Raw genomic sequence first — 18476 nt, 5'->3', positions numbered from 1 at the left:
GAAATAGCGGAATTCGACAGATAGGCGGGTTAGCCGCGGGTCTCAAGAGCGGAGGCGATCAAATCCTCGAAACCGGCCTCATCCTTGACGGCTGAGATCTGGTCAGCGGTGACGGTAACGCCCCAATTGTCCGCCATTGCCTGATAGCGCGGCTGGCGGTGGGCCAGGGCCTGGGCATAGGTCCAGCGGATAAAGGCGTCGGGGTCCACTTCCCCTTCAGCTATGTGATTTTCCTTGAGATACTCTTGCCAGACCCGGTCCAGGAATTCCGGCTGATAGGACATCGGCTTGGGCGCGCGGTCAAAGCGGCGCACCAGCTCGGCGGTATGGTCCTCGCTGCCCTTGATCCAGACCATCAGCGTGTGCTTGCTGAGTTCGGTCAGGATATGGTCCTCGGGGTCATTGGCATCGACCCATTCGCAGATCGATCCGCCAGTGTCGCAGATGAAGTTCGGATACCCGTATAGCTGCTGGGCACGGCCTTCGAAATACTCGGTGTCCAGCAGGGCGCGGATCTCGGCGACCCGGAACTGCTCCTGGCGGTGTTTGTATTCCTCGATCGGCAGTCCGCCCTTGGCGGTATCACCGGGCTTGCCGAGGTAAGAGGCAACCGGGGTCAGGTTCTCAAAGGTGATGTTGGAGCCGATATAGATCGAATCCGTGAGCAACAGGTCGCGCAGGAACGGGACTTTCATCGCTTCGGCCTTCGCATTGTCGGCGATGTATTCGCCCATGTACCGGGTGCCGATCCGGTAATCGATCGAATAATGGAACCAGCGGCCGGCCCCGCGCAGGATGTTGCTGACATAGGTTTTGCCAAGCCCGGACATGCCAAAGAACAGCACTCGTTTGTTCGGCGCATCGCGCCAGTCCTGCGCAGAAGAGTAAAGCATGAGATCCCAAGTCCTTGAAGGTTTAACGCCTAGCTAATCGCCTGCGCGGGCTTGGTCAATTCCGTGCGCGCTTGCGCCGCAAGACGGGTTTGCCGTTCAGGATGATCAGGCCTGCAGCCAGAAGGGTAAAGCCTGCATAGGCTTGCGGCTTCAGCGCTTCCCCCAGGACCAGCGCGCCCAAAAGAATGGCCACCGGCGGGATGATCAGCGTAACCAGCATCAGGTTGCCGCTGCCCGCCAGCTCCAGCACCCGGTAATAGAGCAGATAGGCCCCTGCCGTGGCGAACAGGGCAAAATAGGCGATGGAGGCCCAAGTGCGCACCTCCAGCGCCAGGACAGGCGCGCCGTCGATCAGCAGCGCTGCGGGGGCCAGGAACAGGGTGGAGCCGGTCAGCATTCCGGCAGCCGCGACAAGCGGCGGAAGGCCGGTCAGTTTGAAACGCGCCCAGGCGCTGGCAAATGCATATGAGACGGTGCCCGCCAGCACTGCCAGCTGCGCTGTGCTGCGCAGGTCGAAGCGGGCGAATTGCTCCAGCCCGATGGCGGTTGCGACACCAAGAAACCCAAGGCCCACTCCCAGCGCTTTGCGGGCCGTCAGCCGCTCATCCGCAAAGAGAAGCGCGGCAACGATCACTCCGAATATTGCCGTCGCCGCATTCAGGATCGAGGTGAGGCCGGTTTCGATATGCAACTGTCCCCAGGCCATCAGCCCGAACGGGATCACGTTGTTCAGCAGGCCCATTATCAGGAACGCCACCCAGATCCGCAAATCCTTGGGGACCGGTATCCGCATGGCCAGCACCACAGCCCAGAGGAACAGTGCCGCCCAGCCGCAGCGGTGCAGAACCAAAGTGAGAACAGGAATTTCATCCAGGGCGATGCGGATCGACAGGAATGACGCGCCCCAGATCAGACCGAGCAGGATCAGCTCGGCCCAGGCGCGGGGGGAGAGTGTTTTTTGCAGGCTCATGCGGTTCAGCTAGCGTGGCTGCCTGTCTCTAGCGACCCGTTTCTTGCGGCAAAAGAAAGCCCCGCCCGGGAAACCGGGCGGGGCTGGATCCGGAACTGCGGCAGGATCAGAAGTGGTAGCCTACCTTGAAGCCGACCCCGACCGATGTGTTGTCGCCGAATTGCGATGTGGCAAAGGGCGCCTGGCTGACCACAGTTTGGGCACTGCCGACGCGGGTGATGTTCACACCGCCGGAGATGCTCATGTTGCCTTGCTTGTATTTGGCGCCGATCGTCAGACCCAAGCGGCCGTCCTGCGGGCTGAGATTGGACTGGAAACCGCCCAGTGTTTCCTCATAGCTGACCGACACGGAACCCGACCAGTTTTCATTGAACTTGCGGCCCACGCCCAAGGTGTAAGTGTAGCGGTCATCAGCAAAAGACACCAGCGGCCGGCGGATCAGCGTGCCGCTGTAGAAGGTGGGCGAAATGTTGAACTTGGACCATTCCACCCAGCGCACGCCGCCGAACAGCAGCGTGTCCTTGGCAATGCCGGTCTGGAAATCCAGATTCACAGCCTGCGGCGTGTTGATGGCGGTTGTCGAGGTGACCGGACCAGGCAGGCCGCCGCCGCTTTCCACGGTGCTGACGTCGTGGTCGATTTCCGAGAAGTAGGTCAGCGCAATCCGCAGTGCGATGTCCGGCCGCTCATAGGCGGCGCCGACCAGATAGCCGAAGCCTTCATCGCGGTCACCGCTGGCTGCATAGCCGCCGAACACAGGGATGGAGACTTCTGCCTCCATTGTCTGCAGCCGCACGCCGCCATAAGCGCTGAAGTTCTGGTTGAATTTATAGCGCAGCACCCCGGTTATAGCATTGGAGTTGAGTTCGGCGGTTGCGCCCTGAAACACATAGCCGGTGCCGGCAGGGTATTCCACGTCGGCGCCGAAAGGCTGATCGAAAATCAGCGCAAAACTCAGCTTGTCATTGATGTCGCGCTTGTAGGCAGCACCCAGCTGCAGATGCGAGCCGACCATGTCGCCGGAGTTTGCGCCAAGCGCCGTGCCCGACACATCCGGGCTCACATGGCCAATCGAGAACTCGGCGTAAGTGCCCTCTTCAAACAAGGCGCCAAGAGATTGGCCGGAGCGGTCGACGCCGCCCGCCATGGCAACACCGGGCAGCAGCGCCAGCGCCAAGGGCGCAGCGTGAATCTTCTTCATATGTTCCTCCCTGTACAAAAGCCTTCCCGGCTTCTTGTCACAGGACCGTAATCAGCAGAAAATCGCCAAATCAATGCTAACGGCACGGAAACCTGCCGGAATCGATCAATCCTAAGCAGGTTTTGCAGGCCTTTTTGCAACTATGTTGAGATAATTCGCAATACAGATGACCGCGGCGCCGCTCAGAACCCAGGCATCCAGCGCTTCGCCGTAGATCACCATGCCAAGGATCGCGATGGCAGGAAGCCGGGCGAAATCAACTGGCACCACAACGCTGGCCGGCGCCAGCGACAGGGCAGTGGTCAGGCAGAAATGCGCAGTCAATCCGGCAATGCCGATGAGAATCAGCCAGGGCAGGGTGGTCGCATCGGGCAGGGCCATGTCGCCGTCCCAGCCTGCCGCCAGCAGGCCCATAAGCAACTGCATGGAGGTAAGCCAGAAAAGAATGGAGGCTGTTTTTTCGTTCCGGGTCAGCCGTTTGGTCAGGATTGCAGTCAGCGCAAAGAAGATGGCGCAGCTGGCGGCGGCAATGATGCCGAGGTTCAGCGTTTCCGGGCTGGGGCGGGCGACAATCAGAATGCCGGCAAAACCGATGCCTGCAGCAAGCAGCCGGCGCCGGGTGAGGGCTTCTCCCAGCAAGAACGGCGACAGGATGATCACCCACAAGGGCGAGGTGAACTCCAAGGCGAAGACCTGTGCCAGCGGCACCAGCGTCACCGCCAGAAACCAAAGGTTCTGACCGGTGAAGTGGAAAAGGTTGCGCACCGCATGGACACCCAGACGGACGCTGCTGACCTGGTGCCAGCGGCCCGTTATTGTCAGCAGGCTCGCGACTATGACGACCCCGACCAGGCTGCGATAGGCCATGATTTCGAAGGTATCCAGCGTCAAGCCGGCCTCGCGCCCTGCGATCGCCATTGCAGAGAATGAGACAATCGCGCCGATCATCCAAACGGCGGCGAGTCCCGCGCGTGCTTCGCCTTGTGCCATGCTTGCCCCGTTGCTTAACCCGTGCGAAAAGAGGCGGAAAATGCGCCAAGGTCAAGTGCAACACGCGCCGGACGCGTCCGGCTCGGCGCAGGCAGGGGAAGCGTCCGGGGGTGCCGGAACCGGCGGGCGTTTGGCGTCAGGCCGCGTTGCGGCGCAGGGTCGGAGAAACCAGGGGTTTTCCTGAATTGATATAGGTTGACGCCATTGCAACCGGGTCGAAATTCAACCGGTTCAAAAAGGGGGCGGATTTCCTCCGTCAGTGCCTCAGCCACGTCAGAGGCGTTGCGGGTGGCGCTCTTCTTGTTGGGCGGCAGTACGGGGTCTGCCAGATGCCCCAGGGCGGTCAGCCGCCGGGCGGCGCCTTCCGGCTTGGTGGCCTTTTCCAGCCGGGCTTCGATAAAGTTGATCCTGTCACTGAATTTCAGCGCGTAACAGGCACGGCGCGCCTCCATTTCCAGTGCGTGCCACATCGCCCAGCCGATCTGTCCCAGCTGGCGGAACATCTTGGGGTTCACGATGATATTGGTGTAGATTATGTCCGGCACCATTGCCTGGGAATGGTGATATTCTGAAAATCAATGCGCCCGGCATAGCTGGCGCATTGCTTGGCTAGGTCGCGGCGCAGAATGATGACGGAGCTGCGGTCGGCGATGCCGCTGTTGGCCAGCGCCTCGATCAGGCCGCATTTGCCCAGCGTGTGATTGGATTCCGCATAAGGCGGGTGCAGCGCGGCCAGATTGTTCTGCCAGAAGGCCTGCATCTTGCCGTCCATGCCCAGCGTGTTGAACCGCCGCATGTGGCTGATTTCCCGCATCTGGGTGCCGAAGTTCAGCACGCCCAGCGGTTCGTGGACCGAAATCACCGACAGGTTGTCGCCCAGGAATTGCGCCAGCCAGGCTGTTCCGGTGCGCCCGGCAAAGAGGGTGAAAATAAAATCGCTTTGCCCCTTGCCGGACACTGTCGCCGTGGCCGGCACGATTTCCGGCTTCTGATAGCCGAACTTCAGGATTTCCGCAGCGCAATGTCTGGCCACGATGTCTGCGGCGTCGGGAAAGCGGGAATAGGGCGTTGCCGGATCGGTGCCCTGTAGGGGGGAGGCAGCGCCCCTTGGCTCGCAGGCTTGAGAACCGTACCCGCAGCCCGTCGATCCCCAGCGCAGCGATGTCCTCCTCCAGGTGTTCATAGCGCAGGTAGACAGCCAGCGCCTTAGCCTGTTCTGCCGGAATGCGGTTGAAAAACGGCGCCTCGGGTTCCGTGCCCTCCGGCCAGGCCTGTTTCTGGTGGTTTTGCGCACCGTGATACCCCAGGTCTTTGCGGCTTACCTCATCCTCCGGAGTAATCGGAGTGATGACGCCAGCCTCGTCGCAGAAACTGAACCGGGCATTCCCGAAAGATGTGCCCCCGACCTTCTTGGTCTTAATGAAGATCAGCATCAACGGGTGGCAAATGATCATTGGGTTCTCCAAACCGGCCGTGTTTGGGGAAATATCTCAAAACACCTGACGGATTGGAAAACCATGCCGGCAAAAGAAAACCCCGGCCGCTGGGGCCGGGGCTGGATAGCTGAGGGTCATTCCCACTCGATCGTGCCCGGAGGCTTCGAGGTGATGTCGTAGGTGCAACGGTTGATGCCCTTGACCTCATTGATGATCCGCGTGGCGGTCTCCCCCAGGAATTCATGGCTGAACGGGTAATAGTCGGCGGTCATGCCATCGACCGAGGTCACCGCGCGCAGGGCGCAGGCATAGTCATACGTCCGCCCATCCCCCATCACACCAACGGTGCGGACCGGCAGAATCGCGACAAACGCCTGCCAAATATCATCGTACAGACCATGCTTGCGGATCTGGTCGATATAGACCGCATCCGCTTCGCGCAGGATCTCCAGCTTTTCGCGGGTGATCTCGCCGGGGCAGCGGATCGCCAGGCCCGGTCCGGGGAAGGGGTGGCGGCCGATAAAGCTTTGCGGCAGGCCCAGTTCGCGGCCCAATGCGCGGACTTCGTCCTTGAACAGTTCGCGCAGGGGTTCGACCAGTTTCAGCCCCATCTTCTCCGGCAGGCCGCCCACGTTGTGGTGGGACTTGATGGTGACCGAAGGCCCGCCCGAGAAGGAGACCGATTCAATCACATCGGGGTACAGGGTGCCCTGGGCCAGGAACTCGGCGCCGTCGATCGTGTCGGCATGTTTCTGGAACACGTCGATGAACAGTTTTCCGATGATCTTGCGCTTGGTTTCCGGGTCGGACTGGCCGTCCAGCTCCCCCAGAAACAGATCGCTTTCATCTGCGTGGATCAGCTTGATATTATAGTTGTCGCGGAACATCGCGACGACTTCTTCCGCCTCGTTCTTGCGTAGCAACCCGTGGTCGACAAAGACGCAGGTCAGTTGGTCGCCGATCGCCTCATGGATCAGGATCGCCGCGACCGAGCTGTCAACGCCGCCGGACAAGCCGCAGATCACCTGTTTGTCGCCAACCTGTTCGCGGATTTTCTCGATCATCTGCTCGCGGTAGGCACCCATGGTCCAGTCGCCGGAGAAACCTGCCAGCTTGACAAAGTTCTCATACAGTTTGGCGCCATTGGGGGTGTGATGCACCTCCGGGTGGAACTGCACCGCATAGAAATTGCGGCTGACATCGGCGGCGATGGCAAAGGGCGCGTTGGGGGAGGTGCCGTAGACCTCGAACCCCGGGGCGATCTTGCTTACGTGGTCGCCGTGCGACATCCAGACCTGTTCGCGGTCGCTGTCATTGGCGAACCAGCCTTCCAACAGCGGCGGTGTCTCCACGGTGGGGGTGACAAAGGCGCGGCCGAATTCGGCGGTGCCATGGCCGCTTACGACCGTGCCGCCCAGCTGGTGCATCATGACCTGCTGGCCATAGCAGATGCCCAGGATCGGCACGCCATAGTCGAAAATCTCCTGCGGCGCACGCGGGCTGCCCTCGCGGGTCACGCTGTCCGGCCCGCCTGAGAAGATCACCGCTTTGGGCGCCATGTCGCGCACAAACTCCATGGTGACATTCTGATAAGGGTGGATTTCGCAATAGACGTTCAGCTCGCGCAGGCGGCGAGCAATCAGCTGCGTGACCTGGCTGCCAAAGTCGATGATGAGAAGGCGGTCATGGGATGTCTCTGTCATGCACGCGCCATAGGGCAGGAACAGGGTTTCCGCAAGAGGGTTTGAGCTTCCGCCTGCCTGCTGGCCTGATTTTCACGGCAGAACGGTCCTGAACCCGGTAAAGGTATGCAAAAGTTCACAGCCGCGGTGGAAAATGCCCCGCCAATGTCGCTTTTCAACTTGAATGGCCGCAATCCTGCGGCGGCGCGGTGTGAGGTGGCTATAATACCCATCGCAATGAAATGCCTGTGGTGAGGATAAACCATGACAGAAGCAGCACCGCGCCGTCGCGCACGGGGTGGCGGCGGCGCCGCCCGCCGCGCCGAACGCACCAGCGTCAAGATCGAGACCGCGAAGTACATCGAGCGCAACATTCCGAACTTCGAGATTCTGAACGAAGAAGCGCTGGAGATCATCGAATACAACGCCGACACGATCCTGGAAGAGGTCGGTGTCAACTTCGTTGACAATCCGGCGGCGCTGCAGCGCTGGCGCGAAGCCGGTGCTGATGTCAACGGCGAGCGCGTGCGCATCCCCCGCGGCCTGGCCCGCAAGCTGTGCGAAACCGCTCCGTCCGAGTTTACCCAGCACGCCCGTAACCCGGAGAAATCAGTGGTCGTCGGCGGCCGCAATATGGTGCTGGCACCCGTCTACGGGCCGCCGTTTGTGCGCGACGCCAGTGGCGGCCGCCGCTATGCAACCATGGACGACTTCAACAAATTCGTGAAGCTCGCCTATATGTCCAAGTGGCTGCACCACTCGGGCGGCACCGTCTGCGAACCCACGGATATCCCGGTGAACAAGCGCCACCTGGACATGCTGATGGCGCATATGACCCTCAGCGACAAGCCGTTCATGGGTTCCGTGACCGAACCCAGCCGGGCGCAGGACTCGGTCGATATGGCCGGTATCCTGTTCGGCAAGGAGTTCGTGCAGAACAACACCGTGATGACCTCGCTGACCAACATCAACTCGCCGATGACCTTCGACGACGTGATGATGGGCTCGCTGGAAGTCTACGCCCAGAACAACCAGGCTTGCATTATCTCGCCCTTCATCGTCGGCGGAGCCATGGCGCCGGTGTCGGTTGCCGGCACACTGACACAGGTTCTGGCCGAGGTTCTGGCCGGTGTCGCTTACAGCCAGCTGTGCCGCGCAGGCGCGCCGGTTATCTTCGGCGCCATGGTGACCTCGATTGACATGAACTCGGGCGCGCCGACCTTCGGCACGCCGGAAGCGTCCCACATCACCTATGGCGCAGGCCAGCTGGCCCGCCGGATGAACCTGCCGTACCGTTCGGCCGGCTCGTTCTGCGGCTCCAAACTGCCCGACGCACAGGCAGCCTATGAGACCGCCAACTCGCTGAATATGGGTCTTCTGTCCGGCGTGAACTTCCAGCTGCACTCCTGCGGATGGCTCGAAGGCGGCCTGGTTGCCGATTTTGAGAAGTTCGTGATGGACGCAGACCAGCTGGGCGTTCTGCACGGCCTGGCCAAAGGCGTGTCGGTGGACGAGAACGCCCAGGCAATGGATGCCATCCGCGAGGTTGGCCCCGGCGGCCACTATCTGGGGTGCGCCCACACTCAGGCGAACTTCAAATCGGCGTTCTGGAAGTCCGAGCTGCTTGACTACAAGCCGTTTGAGACCTGGGAAGAAGAAGGCGCGCGCGATACCTATGCGCTGGCGACCAACCGCGTCGAGAAACTGCTGGCCACTTACGAACAGCCGGCCATGGATCCGGCCATCAAGCAGGCGCTTGAGGAATACGTGGCCGAGAAAAAGGCCTCGATGCCCGACGCGTTCATGTAAACGCGCAGCAATAGCTCAGGGGCAGCGGGCAACAGCCCCTGCCGCAGCAGAACGGCGGTCCTGAAGGGCCGCCGTTTCCGTTTTCGGACGGGCGGCGGTATTGCGCAGGAAGGCGGTTTCGCCTGCCAGCGCAATCAGCACGTCAACATGCCGGATCAGCGAATATCCCGCTTCACCCGCCTTACGTGCGGCGTCCTGCGTGCTTTCCAGCTCCAAGAGCTGCATTACGGCAGCGGCCGGCTTGGGCAGGGTTCCATACCCCAGAATCCGGTGCAGATCCCGCTGCCGGCAATAGTTCTGTGCCCCCAGCCGGGCAGCCCGTGCCAGAATCCGCGGGCGCCGCAGCAGCTTAAGGCGGGTGTGTACGTCCTGCATGGTCCTCTCCTTTCAAATCTCTGTACCGGACTTGCTATAACACAACCTATCGTGGTGTTGCGGCTAGGGGTCTACCGGCGAACGGTATGTTTCGTGATGATTATGTTTTCTTTGGAAACAATGAGGCCTGATCCGCGCATTAGTTCAACTACAGTCAGGCGAACGTGGAAAAGCTTCAGCCGCTATTGATCGCGGCCAGCAGGCTGGCCTGGCTGACGACCGGGGCTTGATATATGCAAAACATACCGCGCACTTCCCTGCCTGGCTGGGTGCCGCTTGAGACATGCCGTTACCTTCAGCACACAGAGGCAGGCCGCCCGATCCGGCAGTTGGCTCGCAAGGCGGGGTGCCATCCCTCGACCATTCTGCGGCAGGTCAGGCGGGTGGAGACCTTGCGGGACGATCCTCTGATCGATGAAGTTCTGACATACCTGGCCGGGTGTTACCAAGCGGCCCCGGGAAAAGCCTGCAACGCCGGCACCGGCCCGGCTAAACCCGCTGGACGGGCATTGACTGCCGGGTTCGAGCAGGAGGCGGCCAGTGTTCTGACCCTGCTTGGCCGCGGCGGTGCGGTTTTGGCTGCGGCCGAGGGCATGGAAATGGCGGTGGTCGTGCGCGAAGGCGCCGAGGCGGATAGGCAGAAGGTTGCGGTCTCCCGTCCCCTTGCCGGTGCGTTGGCCTTGTCCGGCTGGATATCCTGTGTCCGCCGGGGCCGGATCAGCCGCTATGCCATCACACCTGCCGGGCGCAGTGCGTTGAACCGGATCATTGCCGATCAGGAAAACCGGGCGCGGGCCCGTCTGGAGGGCGGCTTTGCCGAGGCCCAGACGCCGTTTCTGGCACCCGACGACAGCGATAAATCCAGCTATGGCCGCAAAACGCGCTACAGCGGTTCGGAAACGCCGCTGGAGATGCTGGCCCGGCTGTCCGACAAGGACGGGAATTCCTTTTTGACCCCGGGCATGATCAGCGCAGGCAAGCGCCTGCGGGAAGATTTCGAGCTGGCCCAGATCAGCAGCCATCTGATGCAGGAAAAGCTGTATTTCACCCAAGGCAGCCAAGCGTTGCGCAGCAGCAGCCTGGAGGCCGGGGCCGCCGCCCGCAAACGCATGACCGAGGCGCTGCAGGCGCTGGGCATGGGGCTGAGCGATATCGCACTGCGCTGCTGCTGCCATCTGGAAGGTCTGGAAACAGCAGAGCGCAATCTGGGCTGGCCGGCCCGGTCTGGAAAAGTTGTTCTGCGCATCGCCCTTCAGCATCTGACGGACTATTACGGAGAGGCCAGCGCGCAGGAGTCTGAGTTGATCGGCTGACCGCCGGCAGGAACTCAAACGAAAACGGGCCCGCACATGACGGACCCGTAGATTTTGCAGAAGCGGCAGCGCCTTAGGCGGCGACTTCGGCCTTGGCGTCTTTCAGGTGCTTCAGCACGGTCTCCGGGGAGGACACGCCATAGGGGTCTTCGCCGTGGTTGTCGCACAGGCCCGGCTCTTCGAACCATGCTTCAACAACACCGTCGTTGATGATGGCGGCATAACGCCAGGAGCGGTTGCCGAAGCCCAGGTTGTCCTTGGCGACGAGCATGCCCATCTTGCGGGTGAATTCGCCGGACCCGTCGGGGATCACGCCGACGTTTTTCAGGTTCTGCGCTTCGGCCCATTTGTTCATCACAAAGCTGTCGTTCACTGACATGCAGTAGATCGCGTCGATGCCTTCGGCCTGGAAGTCGGCAAAGCCGTTTTCAAAGCCCGGCAGCTGGTAGGTGGAGCAGGTCGGGGTGAAGGCGCCGGGCAGCGAGAACAGCACAACGCGCTTGCCTGCAAAGTAGTCAGCGGTGGTCTTGTCTTCCCAGCGGAAGGGGTTCGGGCCTTCGACCGCTTCGTCACGGACGCGGGTGTGGAAGGTCACGTCGGGCAGCTTAACGCCAGCTTTCATTTCGGATGCTCCTGAAGGTGGGTGTTCGTTCGGCGGGCAGACTTAAAATGATTCTAAGCCGGTATCAATAAGGCCGTGCGCGAGATGTGAAGGTTCCGGACAAGACGCCGCAGTTGTGCCATCCGGAAGCCAAATGGCGGCACACCGGGTGCGGGTTTCGCGTCCTTCAGAAGAGAGGCTGCCGGTCAGACTGCCGCCTTTTTGATTGTCACCTTGGTGCCGCGCAATTTGCGCTCGGCTGCCGTGGTGACGTCATTGAATTTCTTTAATGTGGCCAGAAGCTTCTTCTTGTCCTTGGAATCGTTGATTTTGCCGGGGAACTTCTTTTTCACCGTCTGGTATTGGTCGTTGATTTTCTTCAGATCCTTGTACTTTGCCTCCGCTGCCTTCAGATCCGGCACTGCTGCCTTCAGGTCCTGCCCGGCTTTTTCGATCGCCGACACGCAATGCGCATTGATCGCCTTTGCCAGCACCCCGACCTGATTGGTGTATTTCTTCAAATTCCGGTCCACCAGCAGCTGCGGCAGCTCGGTGGCATCCAGCTTCTTATCCTGGGACTCATCGCTTTCCTTCAGAATTCTGGCCACGGTTTTCTGGAAATTCGCAGCATAGAATTTCTGTGCCGCGTTCAGCTTGCCCTCATACTGCGCCGCTTTCTTCACTTCTGCGGTTTCCTTGGCCAGTTTGTCTTGCAGCGCCTCGATATCCTTTTTCGAGGCAGACGTTTTGGATCGCTTTTTCAGATCTTTGCCGATGTCGGCCAGCAGTTTGTCCAACTTGGCCAGATGCGCCTTGGCATTGCTGCAAAAGCCCAGCATCGCATCAAGCTCTTTCTGATGAATATCCACCGCCTTGTTCCAGGTGGTCAGCCCGTCCTTGAAGCTCTTGTTCTTTTGCAGATCCGCCAGTTTCTTGGATTCAACTCCGTCCTTGCGCGCCTTGGCCAGGCTTTCGCGGAAGTAATCTTCGCCCTCCCAGGCGTTGCCCAATGAAATCCCGACCCGTTTTTTGAGCTTGGCGCCCTCAGCAGTGGTGTATGTCTTGGTACCTGCTGCCAGTTTCTTATGTTCTGCTTTGAACTTCTCCAGTTCCTTGGCCATGGGACCCTCCCTGAACATTTTAACCGCGCATCTTCATTCGGCAGCTGAATTATGTGGGCCTGGGCCGCGCTTTGGCAAAAGAAAACGGCATTTGCGCCTGTGTTTGGCCGCTCTTTGAGCCATGACAAGACGTCAAGGCAGGGTTGAAGATATGACCGTGCCAAGCCAGATCAGCTATGTTAAACCCGCAATGAAGCCAGAGGCCGGAAGGGAAACCCACGTGAGAGACCTAAAGATCCCGGAGCAGCGCCACCCTGAAAAGGCGCATCGTCCCGATAATGCTCAGCCAAAAAAGCCAAGCTGGATCCGGGTCAAGGCGCCGGGCGGCAAGGGGTATGCCGAAACGCATAAGATCATGCGCGACAACAAGCTGACCACCGTCTGCGAGGAAGCGGGTTGCCCCAACGTCGGCGAATGCTGGAGCCAGGGCCACGCCACCATGATGATCATGGGGGAGGTCTGCACCCGGGCCTGTTCGTTCTGCAACATTGCCACCGGCAAACCGCCGGAGGATCTGGATGTGTTCGAGCCCGGCCGGGTGGCGGATGCGGTCCAGAAGCTGGGGCTGAACCACGTGGTGATCACCTCGGTCGACCGCGATGATATCAAGGATGGCGGCGCCGAGCATTTTGCCCAGACCATCCGGGCAGTGCGCCATCGCAGCCCGAAGACGACAATTGAAATCCTGACGCCTGATTTCATCAAATGCGATGCCTCGGCCCTTGAAAAAGTGGTGGACGCACGCCCCGATGTGTTCAACCACAATCTGGAAACCGTGCCTGGCCTGTATCCCGTGGTCCGTGCCGGTGCCCGCTATTTCCACTCGCTGCGGCTGTTGCAGCGGGTCAAGGAGCTGGACCCGTCCATGTTCACCAAATCCGGCATCATGGTCGGCCTGGGCGAGGATGCCCAGGCGGTGAAACAGGTGATGGACGACATGCGCGCAGCCGATGTCGATTTCCTGACCATTGGCCAGTACCTGCAACCGACGCCCAAACACCATGCGGTGGACCGGTTTGTGACGCCCGAGGAATTCAAGACCTATGAGAAAGCCGCCTATGGCAAGGGGTTCTTGATGGTTTCGGCGACGCCGCTGACGCGCTCCTCCTACCACGCGGGCGATGACTTTGCGCGGCTGCGCGAGGCCCGCAATAAGAAACTGGGCCTTGCATGACGCCTGAGCGTTTGGCGCGGCTCAGCGCTTTGCGCCGAGCCCTGCATCAAATCCCCGAAGTTTCGGGCGCCGAGGAGAAGACCGCTGCCATGGTGGCGGACTATCTGCGCCGTTATGAACCGGATCAGCTGCTGACGGGACTGGGAGGGCATGGAATCGCAGCGGTCTATGAGGGCAGGGCAGATGGCCCCACCGTCCTGATCCGCTGCGAGCTGGACGGGCTGCCGATCGAGGAGCTGTCGGATCAGCCCTACCGTTCCACCCATGCGGGCCGCGGCCATCTTTGCGGCCATGACGGCCATATGGCGATGGTTGCCGCCCTGGCGGAGGATCTCTCAGCCAACCGTCCCGCAAGGGGCCGTGCCGTGCTGCTGTTCCAGCCGGCCGAGGAAACCGGCCGGGGCGCAGCCGCAGTGATTGCTGATCCCGTTTTTGCGCAGATCGCGCCCGACTATGCGTTTTCGCTGCACAACTTTCCGGGGCTGCCGGTGGGGCAGGTTGCGTTGTGTTCCGGTCCTGCCAATTGCGCGTCGCGCGGGATGCGGATCAAGCTGACCGGCAAGACATCACACGCCGCCGCGCCGCAGGATGGGGTGTCGCCGGCCGGCGCCATCGCGCAGCTATTGCCCGCCCTTGCAGGTTTGAGCAGCGGTGCTGAGCTGGGGGCGGAGTTTGCCCTGGTCACCCTGACTCACGCCCGGCTGGGCGAGGCCACGTTCGGTATCGCGCCGGGATCCGGTGAAGTTTGGGCCACGTTGCGCACAGTCACGGATACCCGCATGGAGCGGCTGATAGCTGCTGCGACGGCGCAAGCGGAACAGGCCTGCGCGGCAGAAGGGCTGGCATTTTCAACCGGATTCGATGACGTATTTGACGCCTGCGCCAACCATCCCGAGGCGGTTGCCGTTCTGCGCGCGGCTGCCACGGCGGCGGGATGTCCGGTGCAGATGCAGGATATGCCCCAGCGCTGGTCCGAAGATTTCGGTCAGTTCGCCAAGCAGGCAAAGACGGCGATGTTCTGGCTCGGCTCCGGGACGGATCAGCCGCAGCTGCACAATCCGGATTACGACTTTCCGGATGCGGCGATCCCGGCTGGAACCGGGGTTTTTCTGCATACGGTCAGACACCTGCTGGGCTGAGGGCTACTTCAGCAGCGCGTCGACAACCGCAACTGCGCCGATAATCGCCAGGGTGTCCTTCACGACCTCATAGATTTTACCGTCCTGACGGACATACCGGTGACCGTCGCGCGGCGGGTTCAGGCCCCAGCGATTGTAGTCGTTCACATAAATCCAGTCGCCGCCCTGGATATGGCCTTGCCTCGCATGGCGTTTCTTAACCTGGCCGGGCGCATAATGGGCGGCGCTGTTTTTGTGGCCCGGGGCTCCTTTTTTCGGTCCGGCAAGGGTGGCGGCGGGGGCAAAGGCGAGGCTTGCCGCAGCAATTGCGGCCGCTATCGCTGTCTTGTGCATTGCGGGTTTCCTGTGATCACCGTGTTGGGTGTCTAGATGATCAGGGCTGACGGAAAAGGCAAATCCGTTGCGCTGGAAAACGCCGGTGCAGGGCGGAAACCGGCGGTCCGGCGCCGGTTTCTTGCTGCGCCCTGGCCAGCTGCGTTTTTCTGAGGATTGCCGCATTCTTGCATAGGCGCCCGCCGTGAGCTTGAAGGCGGCAGCGCAGGTTGCAGGAACGCAGAGCACCGCGAGTGCAGCGGAAGGGAAGCGGATCAGGCTTCGCCTGTGAACCGCACCTTGCCAATGTGCGGCAGGTTCCGGTTGCGCTGCGCGTAGTCGATCCCGTAACCCACGACAAATTCGTCCGGGATCTCAAAACCCACCCAATCCGAGCGGAAATCCACCTCGCGCCGGGATGGCTTGTCCAGCAGCGCAATGGATTTCAACCGTGCAGGATTGCGGCTTTGCAGCAGGTGGGTCACGTGGTTCAGCGTGTGGCCGGTGTCGACGATATCCTCGACCACCAGCACGTCGCGCCCTTCAATGGCACCGCGCAAGTCTTTGAGAATGCGCACTTCCCGGCTGCTTTCCATCGCGTCACCGTAGGAAGACGCCTCCAGGAAATCAACCTCGATCGGCAGGTCCAGCTCGCGCACCAGATCGGCGATGAACACAAAGCTGCCGCGCAGCAGGCCAACCACGATCAGTTTGTCGGTATCGGCGAATTCGGCCTGAATTTCCCCGCAAAGCTCTTCGATCCGTGCTGCAATGGCCTTGGCCGAGATCATCACATCAATGACATATGGACGCTGTGACATGGCTGCCCCCTTGAATTTTCCGCGCGTTCATAGGACATGACGCGGCACAATTGTAGCAGAAAAACAGCAGGCCGATGCCCACACACTCGGAAACCCGCCAGATGCCGTATTCCGCGCAGCAGATGTACAATCTGGTGGCCGATGTCGCGCAGTACCCGAAATTCCTGCCCTGGTGCGCTGCAGCCCGTATCCGCAGCCGCGCACCGCTGGGGGAAGCCGAGGTGATGGAAGCGGATCTGGTGATCTCCTTCAAAGTGTTCCGCGAACGCTTCGGCAGCCGGGTGACGCTGTATCCGGACGAGCGCAGGATCGATACCGAGTATCTGGACGGCCCGTTCCGCTATATGAAATCCCACTGGTCCTTTGCCCCGCGCGAGGATGGGTCGTGCGACGTATCCTTCTACGTCGATTTCGAGTTCAAAAACGCGGTGCTGCAGGGGATCATAGGCGTGGTCTTTAACGAGGCGATGCAGCGGATCGTGCGTGCCTTTGAACGCCGTGCGGCGGAGCTGTACGGCTAAGCCTCTGCTGGGCAGAAACCTGTTGCCCTGAAGCGGGCTTCAAGTCGTATCAATTTCTGGAAACGGCATTTTCCACGGAAGGAGCACCCCGCAATGGAGCAGGAATTCTGGCAGACACGCTGGCGCGAAAACCGGATCGGGTTTCACGAACCGGCACCTAACTCATTGCTGAAGAAGTATTTTGACCGGCTTGATCTGATAACTGGCCAGTCGGTCTTTGTGCCGCTTTGCGGTAAGGCGCTGGATCTGGACTGGCTGTGCGCGCAAGGGCTGCGTGTGACCGGAGTGGAGTTCAATCAGGGCGCGGTGGAGGACGTGTTCGCACGGCAAGGGCTGGCGCCTGAGATTTCCCGGCAGGAGGGCCTCATCCGGTTTCAGGCAGGCAATTTGACCCTGTACGCCGGAGATTTTTTTGCCCTGTTACCGGCGCTTCTTGGGCAGGTTGATGCGGTCTATGACCGGGCGGCGCTGGTTGCGGTGAAGCCGGAGGACCGGCAGGCCTATGCGGCGCATCTGAACCGGATCACGGGCACGGCCAAGCAACTTCTGATCGGGTTCGATTATGACCAGTCCCTGATGGAAGGGCCGCCGTTTTCGGTGCCGGGGCCAACTGTGCAGGCGCTTTATCAGGGCAGCCATGACATCAACCTGATCGAGGAACGAGCCGCGGACGGCCGCATCGGCGAACACTGCAACGCGCTGGAGCAAGCCTGGCTGCTGAAACCCCGGCGCTGAAGCCGCTGATTGAAGCAGAAAACGGGCCCCCGCAGGGACCCGTCCGGTGCCAATATTGCACCGTCTGCCGTGAGTGGTGGCATTCGTCATTGCCGGGGTCAGCTGTTCATGTCGTATGCGCGCTCACCGTGAACTGAAAGATCGAGGCCATTGGTCTCACTTTCAAGATCAACGCGCAGGGATGTGATCGCGGCGGAGACTTTCACCACCACGATGGTCACAACCACCGTGAAGATACCGACGATGACCAGCCCGCCCAGCTGCGCGGCCCAGCTGCCGGCGCCGAAGACCGCAATCATCAGGGTGCCGAAGATGCCGCCGACACCATGCACGGCAAACACATCCAGAGTGTCGTCGATCTGTATCTTGTTGCGCACAAGGTTGACCATCTCCTGGCACAGCACACCGGCAATGGCCCCGATGATCAGTGCTTCCACCGGGCCGACAAAGCCGGAAGCCGGGGTGATCGAGGCAAGGCCCGCAATGGTGCCAGTGACCAGACCCACCAGCGAGGCCTTGCCGTATTTGATCTTTTCCCACAGCGCCCAGCTGAGCGAGGCCGTGGCGGCTGAAAGATGGGTTACGGTCAGCGCCATCGCAGCACCTCCGTCCGCGGCAAGTTGCGAGCCGCCATTGAAGCCGAACCAGCCGACCCAAAGCATCGCGGCACCGATCATCACATAGCCGGGGTTGTGCGGCGGGATAGCGCGGTTTTTGCGCGGGCCAAGGTAAAAGGCGATGATCAGCGCCGCGATACCTGCAGTCTCATGCACCACGATGCCGCCGGCAAAGTCCTTGACACCGGTTTCGCCGAAGATGCCGCCATCCGCCAGGAAGCCGCCGCCCCATATCCAATGCACTACCGGCGCGTAGCACAGCAGCATCCAAAGGCCCGAGAAGACGAGGATAAAGCCAAAGCCCACGCGCTCGACATAGGCGCCGACGATCAGCGCGGGCGTGATAATGGCAAATGTCATCTGAAAGGCAAAAAACAGAACCTCGGGCAAAGTGCCGGACAGGCTGTCGGCGCTCACACCGTTCAGGAACATCTTGTCCAGCCCGCCCCATAGACCGCTGGTACCGCTGCCAAAGGCAATTGTGTAGCCGAATGCGAGCCACAGAACGCTCATCAAACAGGCAATGGCGTAGCAATGCATGAAGACGCTGAGCACATTGCGGGCACGTACCAGCCCGCCGTAAAACAGGGCCAGCCCTGGCAATGTCATGAAGAGGACCAGGGCCGTGGCCACAATGATCCATGCGGTATCCGCTCCGTTCATCCGAGTGTTCCTTCCCCTCAAAAACCGGTGAGGTCAGGACAAAGCGGAAAGTCTGCGCGAAAAAAAGCGGCAGAGGTGCGGAAGCCGCACAAATCGGGGGCTT

19 protein-coding genes are annotated in these 18476 nt (G+C 60.9%); 6 read left to right on the top strand and 13 right to left on the bottom strand.

The window, feature by feature from the left end; genetic code table 11:
- Window positions 1-29: 29 nt before the first annotated feature.
- The 7 genes from METH_RS09575 to guaA all read right to left on the bottom strand — a co-directional run bounded on the left by METH_RS09575 (window position 30) and on the right by guaA (window position 7193).
- Window positions 30-893 (bottom strand): hypothetical protein, encoded by an 864-nt coding sequence (locus METH_RS09575; protein WP_024090257.1) that lies wholly within the window; start codon window positions 891-893, stop codon window positions 30-32.
- 55 nt (window positions 894-948) lie between these two features.
- Window positions 949-1863 carry a DMT family transporter gene (locus tag METH_RS09570; RefSeq protein ID WP_024090256.1) on the bottom strand — a complete coding sequence of 305 codons (915 nt, stop codon included), beginning with the start codon at window positions 1861-1863 and terminating at the stop codon, window positions 949-951.
- Window positions 1864-1969: 106 nt separating this feature from the next.
- Window positions 1970-3064, bottom strand: coding sequence for an OmpP1/FadL family transporter (locus tag METH_RS09565; protein WP_024090255.1), 1095 nt, complete (start codon window positions 3062-3064; stop codon window positions 1970-1972).
- Window positions 3065-3175: 111 nt separating this feature from the next.
- Window positions 3176-4054, bottom strand: a complete 879-nt coding sequence (locus tag METH_RS09560) for a DMT family transporter (RefSeq protein WP_024090254.1) — start codon at window positions 4052-4054, stop codon at window positions 3176-3178.
- Between the two features lie 14 nt (window positions 4055-4068).
- Entirely contained in the window at window positions 4069-4602 is a 534-nt protein-coding gene (locus METH_RS22670) for a hypothetical protein (protein ID WP_024090253.1), read from the bottom strand.
- Window positions 4587-5087 (bottom strand): hypothetical protein, encoded by a 501-nt coding sequence (locus METH_RS22665; protein ID WP_024090252.1) that lies wholly within the window; start codon window positions 5085-5087, stop codon window positions 4587-4589. Before METH_RS22665 ends, METH_RS22670 begins: the two co-directional genes overlap by 16 nt.
- Window positions 5088-5624: 537 nt before the next feature.
- Window positions 5625-7193 (bottom strand): glutamine-hydrolyzing GMP synthase, encoded by a 1569-nt coding sequence (gene guaA, locus METH_RS09550; RefSeq protein WP_024090250.1) that lies wholly within the window; start codon window positions 7191-7193, stop codon window positions 5625-5627.
- Between the two features lie 243 nt (window positions 7194-7436).
- Between guaA and METH_RS09545 the strand changes: the two genes are divergently transcribed.
- Window positions 7437-8981 (top strand): trimethylamine methyltransferase family protein, encoded by a 1545-nt coding sequence (locus METH_RS09545; RefSeq protein ID WP_024090249.1) that lies wholly within the window; start codon window positions 7437-7439, stop codon window positions 8979-8981.
- A gap of 15 nt (window positions 8982-8996) precedes the next feature.
- Here METH_RS09545 and METH_RS09540 read toward each other — a convergent pair whose 3' ends face one another.
- Window positions 8997-9356: a DUF6477 family protein gene (locus tag METH_RS09540; RefSeq protein WP_024090248.1), complete on the bottom strand. Its 360-nt coding sequence runs from the start codon at window positions 9354-9356 to the stop codon at window positions 8997-8999.
- Window positions 9357-9589: 233 nt separating this feature from the next.
- Here METH_RS09540 and METH_RS09535 point away from each other — a divergent pair, with 233 nt between their 5' ends.
- A complete protein-coding gene (locus METH_RS09535) occupies window positions 9590-10669 on the top strand; it encodes a DUF6456 domain-containing protein (protein ID WP_024090247.1) in 1080 nt (359 codons plus the stop codon).
- Between the two features lie 73 nt (window positions 10670-10742).
- On the opposite strand, the gene METH_RS09530 is transcribed toward METH_RS09535, so the two are convergent.
- A complete protein-coding gene (locus METH_RS09530; protein ID WP_024090246.1) occupies window positions 10743-11291 on the bottom strand; it encodes a peroxiredoxin in 549 nt (182 codons plus the stop codon).
- Window positions 11292-11476: 185 nt separating this feature from the next.
- Window positions 11477-12391: a hypothetical protein gene (locus METH_RS09525; protein ID WP_024090245.1), complete on the bottom strand. Its 915-nt coding sequence runs from the start codon at window positions 12389-12391 to the stop codon at window positions 11477-11479.
- Between the two features lie 220 nt (window positions 12392-12611).
- Between METH_RS09525 and lipA the strand changes: the two genes are divergently transcribed.
- Complete coding sequence (gene lipA / locus METH_RS09520; RefSeq protein WP_024090244.1) at window positions 12612-13565, top strand: lipoyl synthase; 954 nt, start codon at window positions 12612-12614, stop codon at window positions 13563-13565.
- Window positions 13562-14704 (top strand): amidohydrolase, encoded by a 1143-nt coding sequence (locus METH_RS09515; protein ID WP_024090243.1) that lies wholly within the window; start codon window positions 13562-13564, stop codon window positions 14702-14704. The genes lipA and METH_RS09515 overlap by 4 nt, the downstream gene beginning before the upstream one ends.
- 3 nt (window positions 14705-14707) lie before the next feature.
- Here the strand turns inward: METH_RS09515 and METH_RS09510 are convergent, their stop codons facing one another.
- Complete coding sequence (locus tag METH_RS09510) at window positions 14708-15037, bottom strand: hypothetical protein (protein WP_024090242.1); 330 nt, start codon at window positions 15035-15037, stop codon at window positions 14708-14710.
- A 254-nt stretch (window positions 15038-15291) separates the two neighbouring features.
- On the bottom strand, window positions 15292-15837 hold the full coding sequence (gene hpt / locus METH_RS09505) for a hypoxanthine phosphoribosyltransferase (RefSeq protein WP_024090240.1): 546 nt from the start codon (window positions 15835-15837) through the stop codon (window positions 15292-15294).
- A gap of 74 nt (window positions 15838-15911) precedes the next feature.
- On the opposite strand from hpt, the gene METH_RS09500 reads away from it, so the two are divergent.
- Complete coding sequence (locus METH_RS09500; RefSeq protein ID WP_024090239.1) at window positions 15912-16358, top strand: type II toxin-antitoxin system RatA family toxin; 447 nt, start codon at window positions 15912-15914, stop codon at window positions 16356-16358.
- Between the two features lie 93 nt (window positions 16359-16451).
- Window positions 16452-17093 carry a thiopurine S-methyltransferase gene (gene tmpT, locus METH_RS09495; protein WP_024090238.1) on the top strand — a complete coding sequence of 214 codons (642 nt, stop codon included), beginning with the start codon at window positions 16452-16454 and terminating at the stop codon, window positions 17091-17093.
- A gap of 98 nt (window positions 17094-17191) precedes the next feature.
- On the opposite strand, the gene METH_RS09490 is transcribed toward tmpT, so the two are convergent.
- Window positions 17192-18373 (bottom strand): ammonium transporter, encoded by a 1182-nt coding sequence (locus METH_RS09490; RefSeq protein WP_024090237.1) that lies wholly within the window; start codon window positions 18371-18373, stop codon window positions 17192-17194.
- Window positions 18374-18476: the final 103 nt, after the last annotated feature.

The sequence above is a fragment of the Leisingera methylohalidivorans DSM 14336 genome (assembly GCF_000511355.1).
Lineage (GTDB): Bacteria > Pseudomonadota > Alphaproteobacteria > Rhodobacterales > Rhodobacteraceae > Leisingera > Leisingera methylohalidivorans.
This window is presented reverse-complemented; position numbering and strand designations above follow the sequence as displayed.

Excerpts from the sequence above, each read along its gene's own strand:
- METH_RS09575 (WP_024090257.1), bottom strand. The coding sequence starts at position 893 with ATGCTTTACTCTTCTGCGCAGGACTGGCGCGATGCGCCGAACAAACGA.
- METH_RS09570 (WP_024090256.1), bottom strand. The coding sequence starts at position 1,863 with ATGAGCCTGCAAAAAACACTCTCCCCCCGCGCCTGGGCCGAGCTGATC.
- METH_RS09565 (WP_024090255.1), bottom strand. The coding sequence starts at position 3,064 with ATGAAGAAGATTCACGCTGCGCCCTTGGCGCTGGCGCTGCTGCCCGGT.
- METH_RS09560 (WP_024090254.1), bottom strand. The coding sequence starts at position 4,054 with ATGGCACAAGGCGAAGCACGCGCGGGACTCGCCGCCGTTTGGATGATC.
- METH_RS22670 (WP_024090253.1), bottom strand. The coding sequence starts at position 4,602 with ATGGTGCCGGACATAATCTACACCAATATCATCGTGAACCCCAAGATG.
- guaA (WP_024090250.1), bottom strand. The coding sequence starts at position 7,193 with ATGACAGAGACATCCCATGACCGCCTTCTCATCATCGACTTTGGCAGC.
- METH_RS09545 (WP_024090249.1), top strand. The coding sequence starts at position 7,437 with ATGACAGAAGCAGCACCGCGCCGTCGCGCACGGGGTGGCGGCGGCGCC.
- METH_RS09540 (WP_024090248.1), bottom strand. The coding sequence starts at position 9,356 with ATGCAGGACGTACACACCCGCCTTAAGCTGCTGCGGCGCCCGCGGATT.
- METH_RS09535 (WP_024090247.1), top strand. The coding sequence starts at position 9,590 with ATGCAAAACATACCGCGCACTTCCCTGCCTGGCTGGGTGCCGCTTGAG.
- METH_RS09530 (WP_024090246.1), bottom strand. The coding sequence starts at position 11,291 with ATGAAAGCTGGCGTTAAGCTGCCCGACGTGACCTTCCACACCCGCGTC.
- METH_RS09525 (WP_024090245.1), bottom strand. The coding sequence starts at position 12,391 with ATGGCCAAGGAACTGGAGAAGTTCAAAGCAGAACATAAGAAACTGGCA.
- METH_RS09515 (WP_024090243.1), top strand. The coding sequence starts at position 13,562 with ATGACGCCTGAGCGTTTGGCGCGGCTCAGCGCTTTGCGCCGAGCCCTG.
- METH_RS09510 (WP_024090242.1), bottom strand. The coding sequence starts at position 15,037 with ATGCACAAGACAGCGATAGCGGCCGCAATTGCTGCGGCAAGCCTCGCC.
- hpt (WP_024090240.1), bottom strand. The coding sequence starts at position 15,837 with ATGTCACAGCGTCCATATGTCATTGATGTGATGATCTCGGCCAAGGCC.
- METH_RS09500 (WP_024090239.1), top strand. The coding sequence starts at position 15,912 with ATGCCCACACACTCGGAAACCCGCCAGATGCCGTATTCCGCGCAGCAG.
- tmpT (WP_024090238.1), top strand. The coding sequence starts at position 16,452 with ATGGAGCAGGAATTCTGGCAGACACGCTGGCGCGAAAACCGGATCGGG.
- METH_RS09490 (WP_024090237.1), bottom strand. The coding sequence starts at position 18,373 with ATGAACGGAGCGGATACCGCATGGATCATTGTGGCCACGGCCCTGGTC.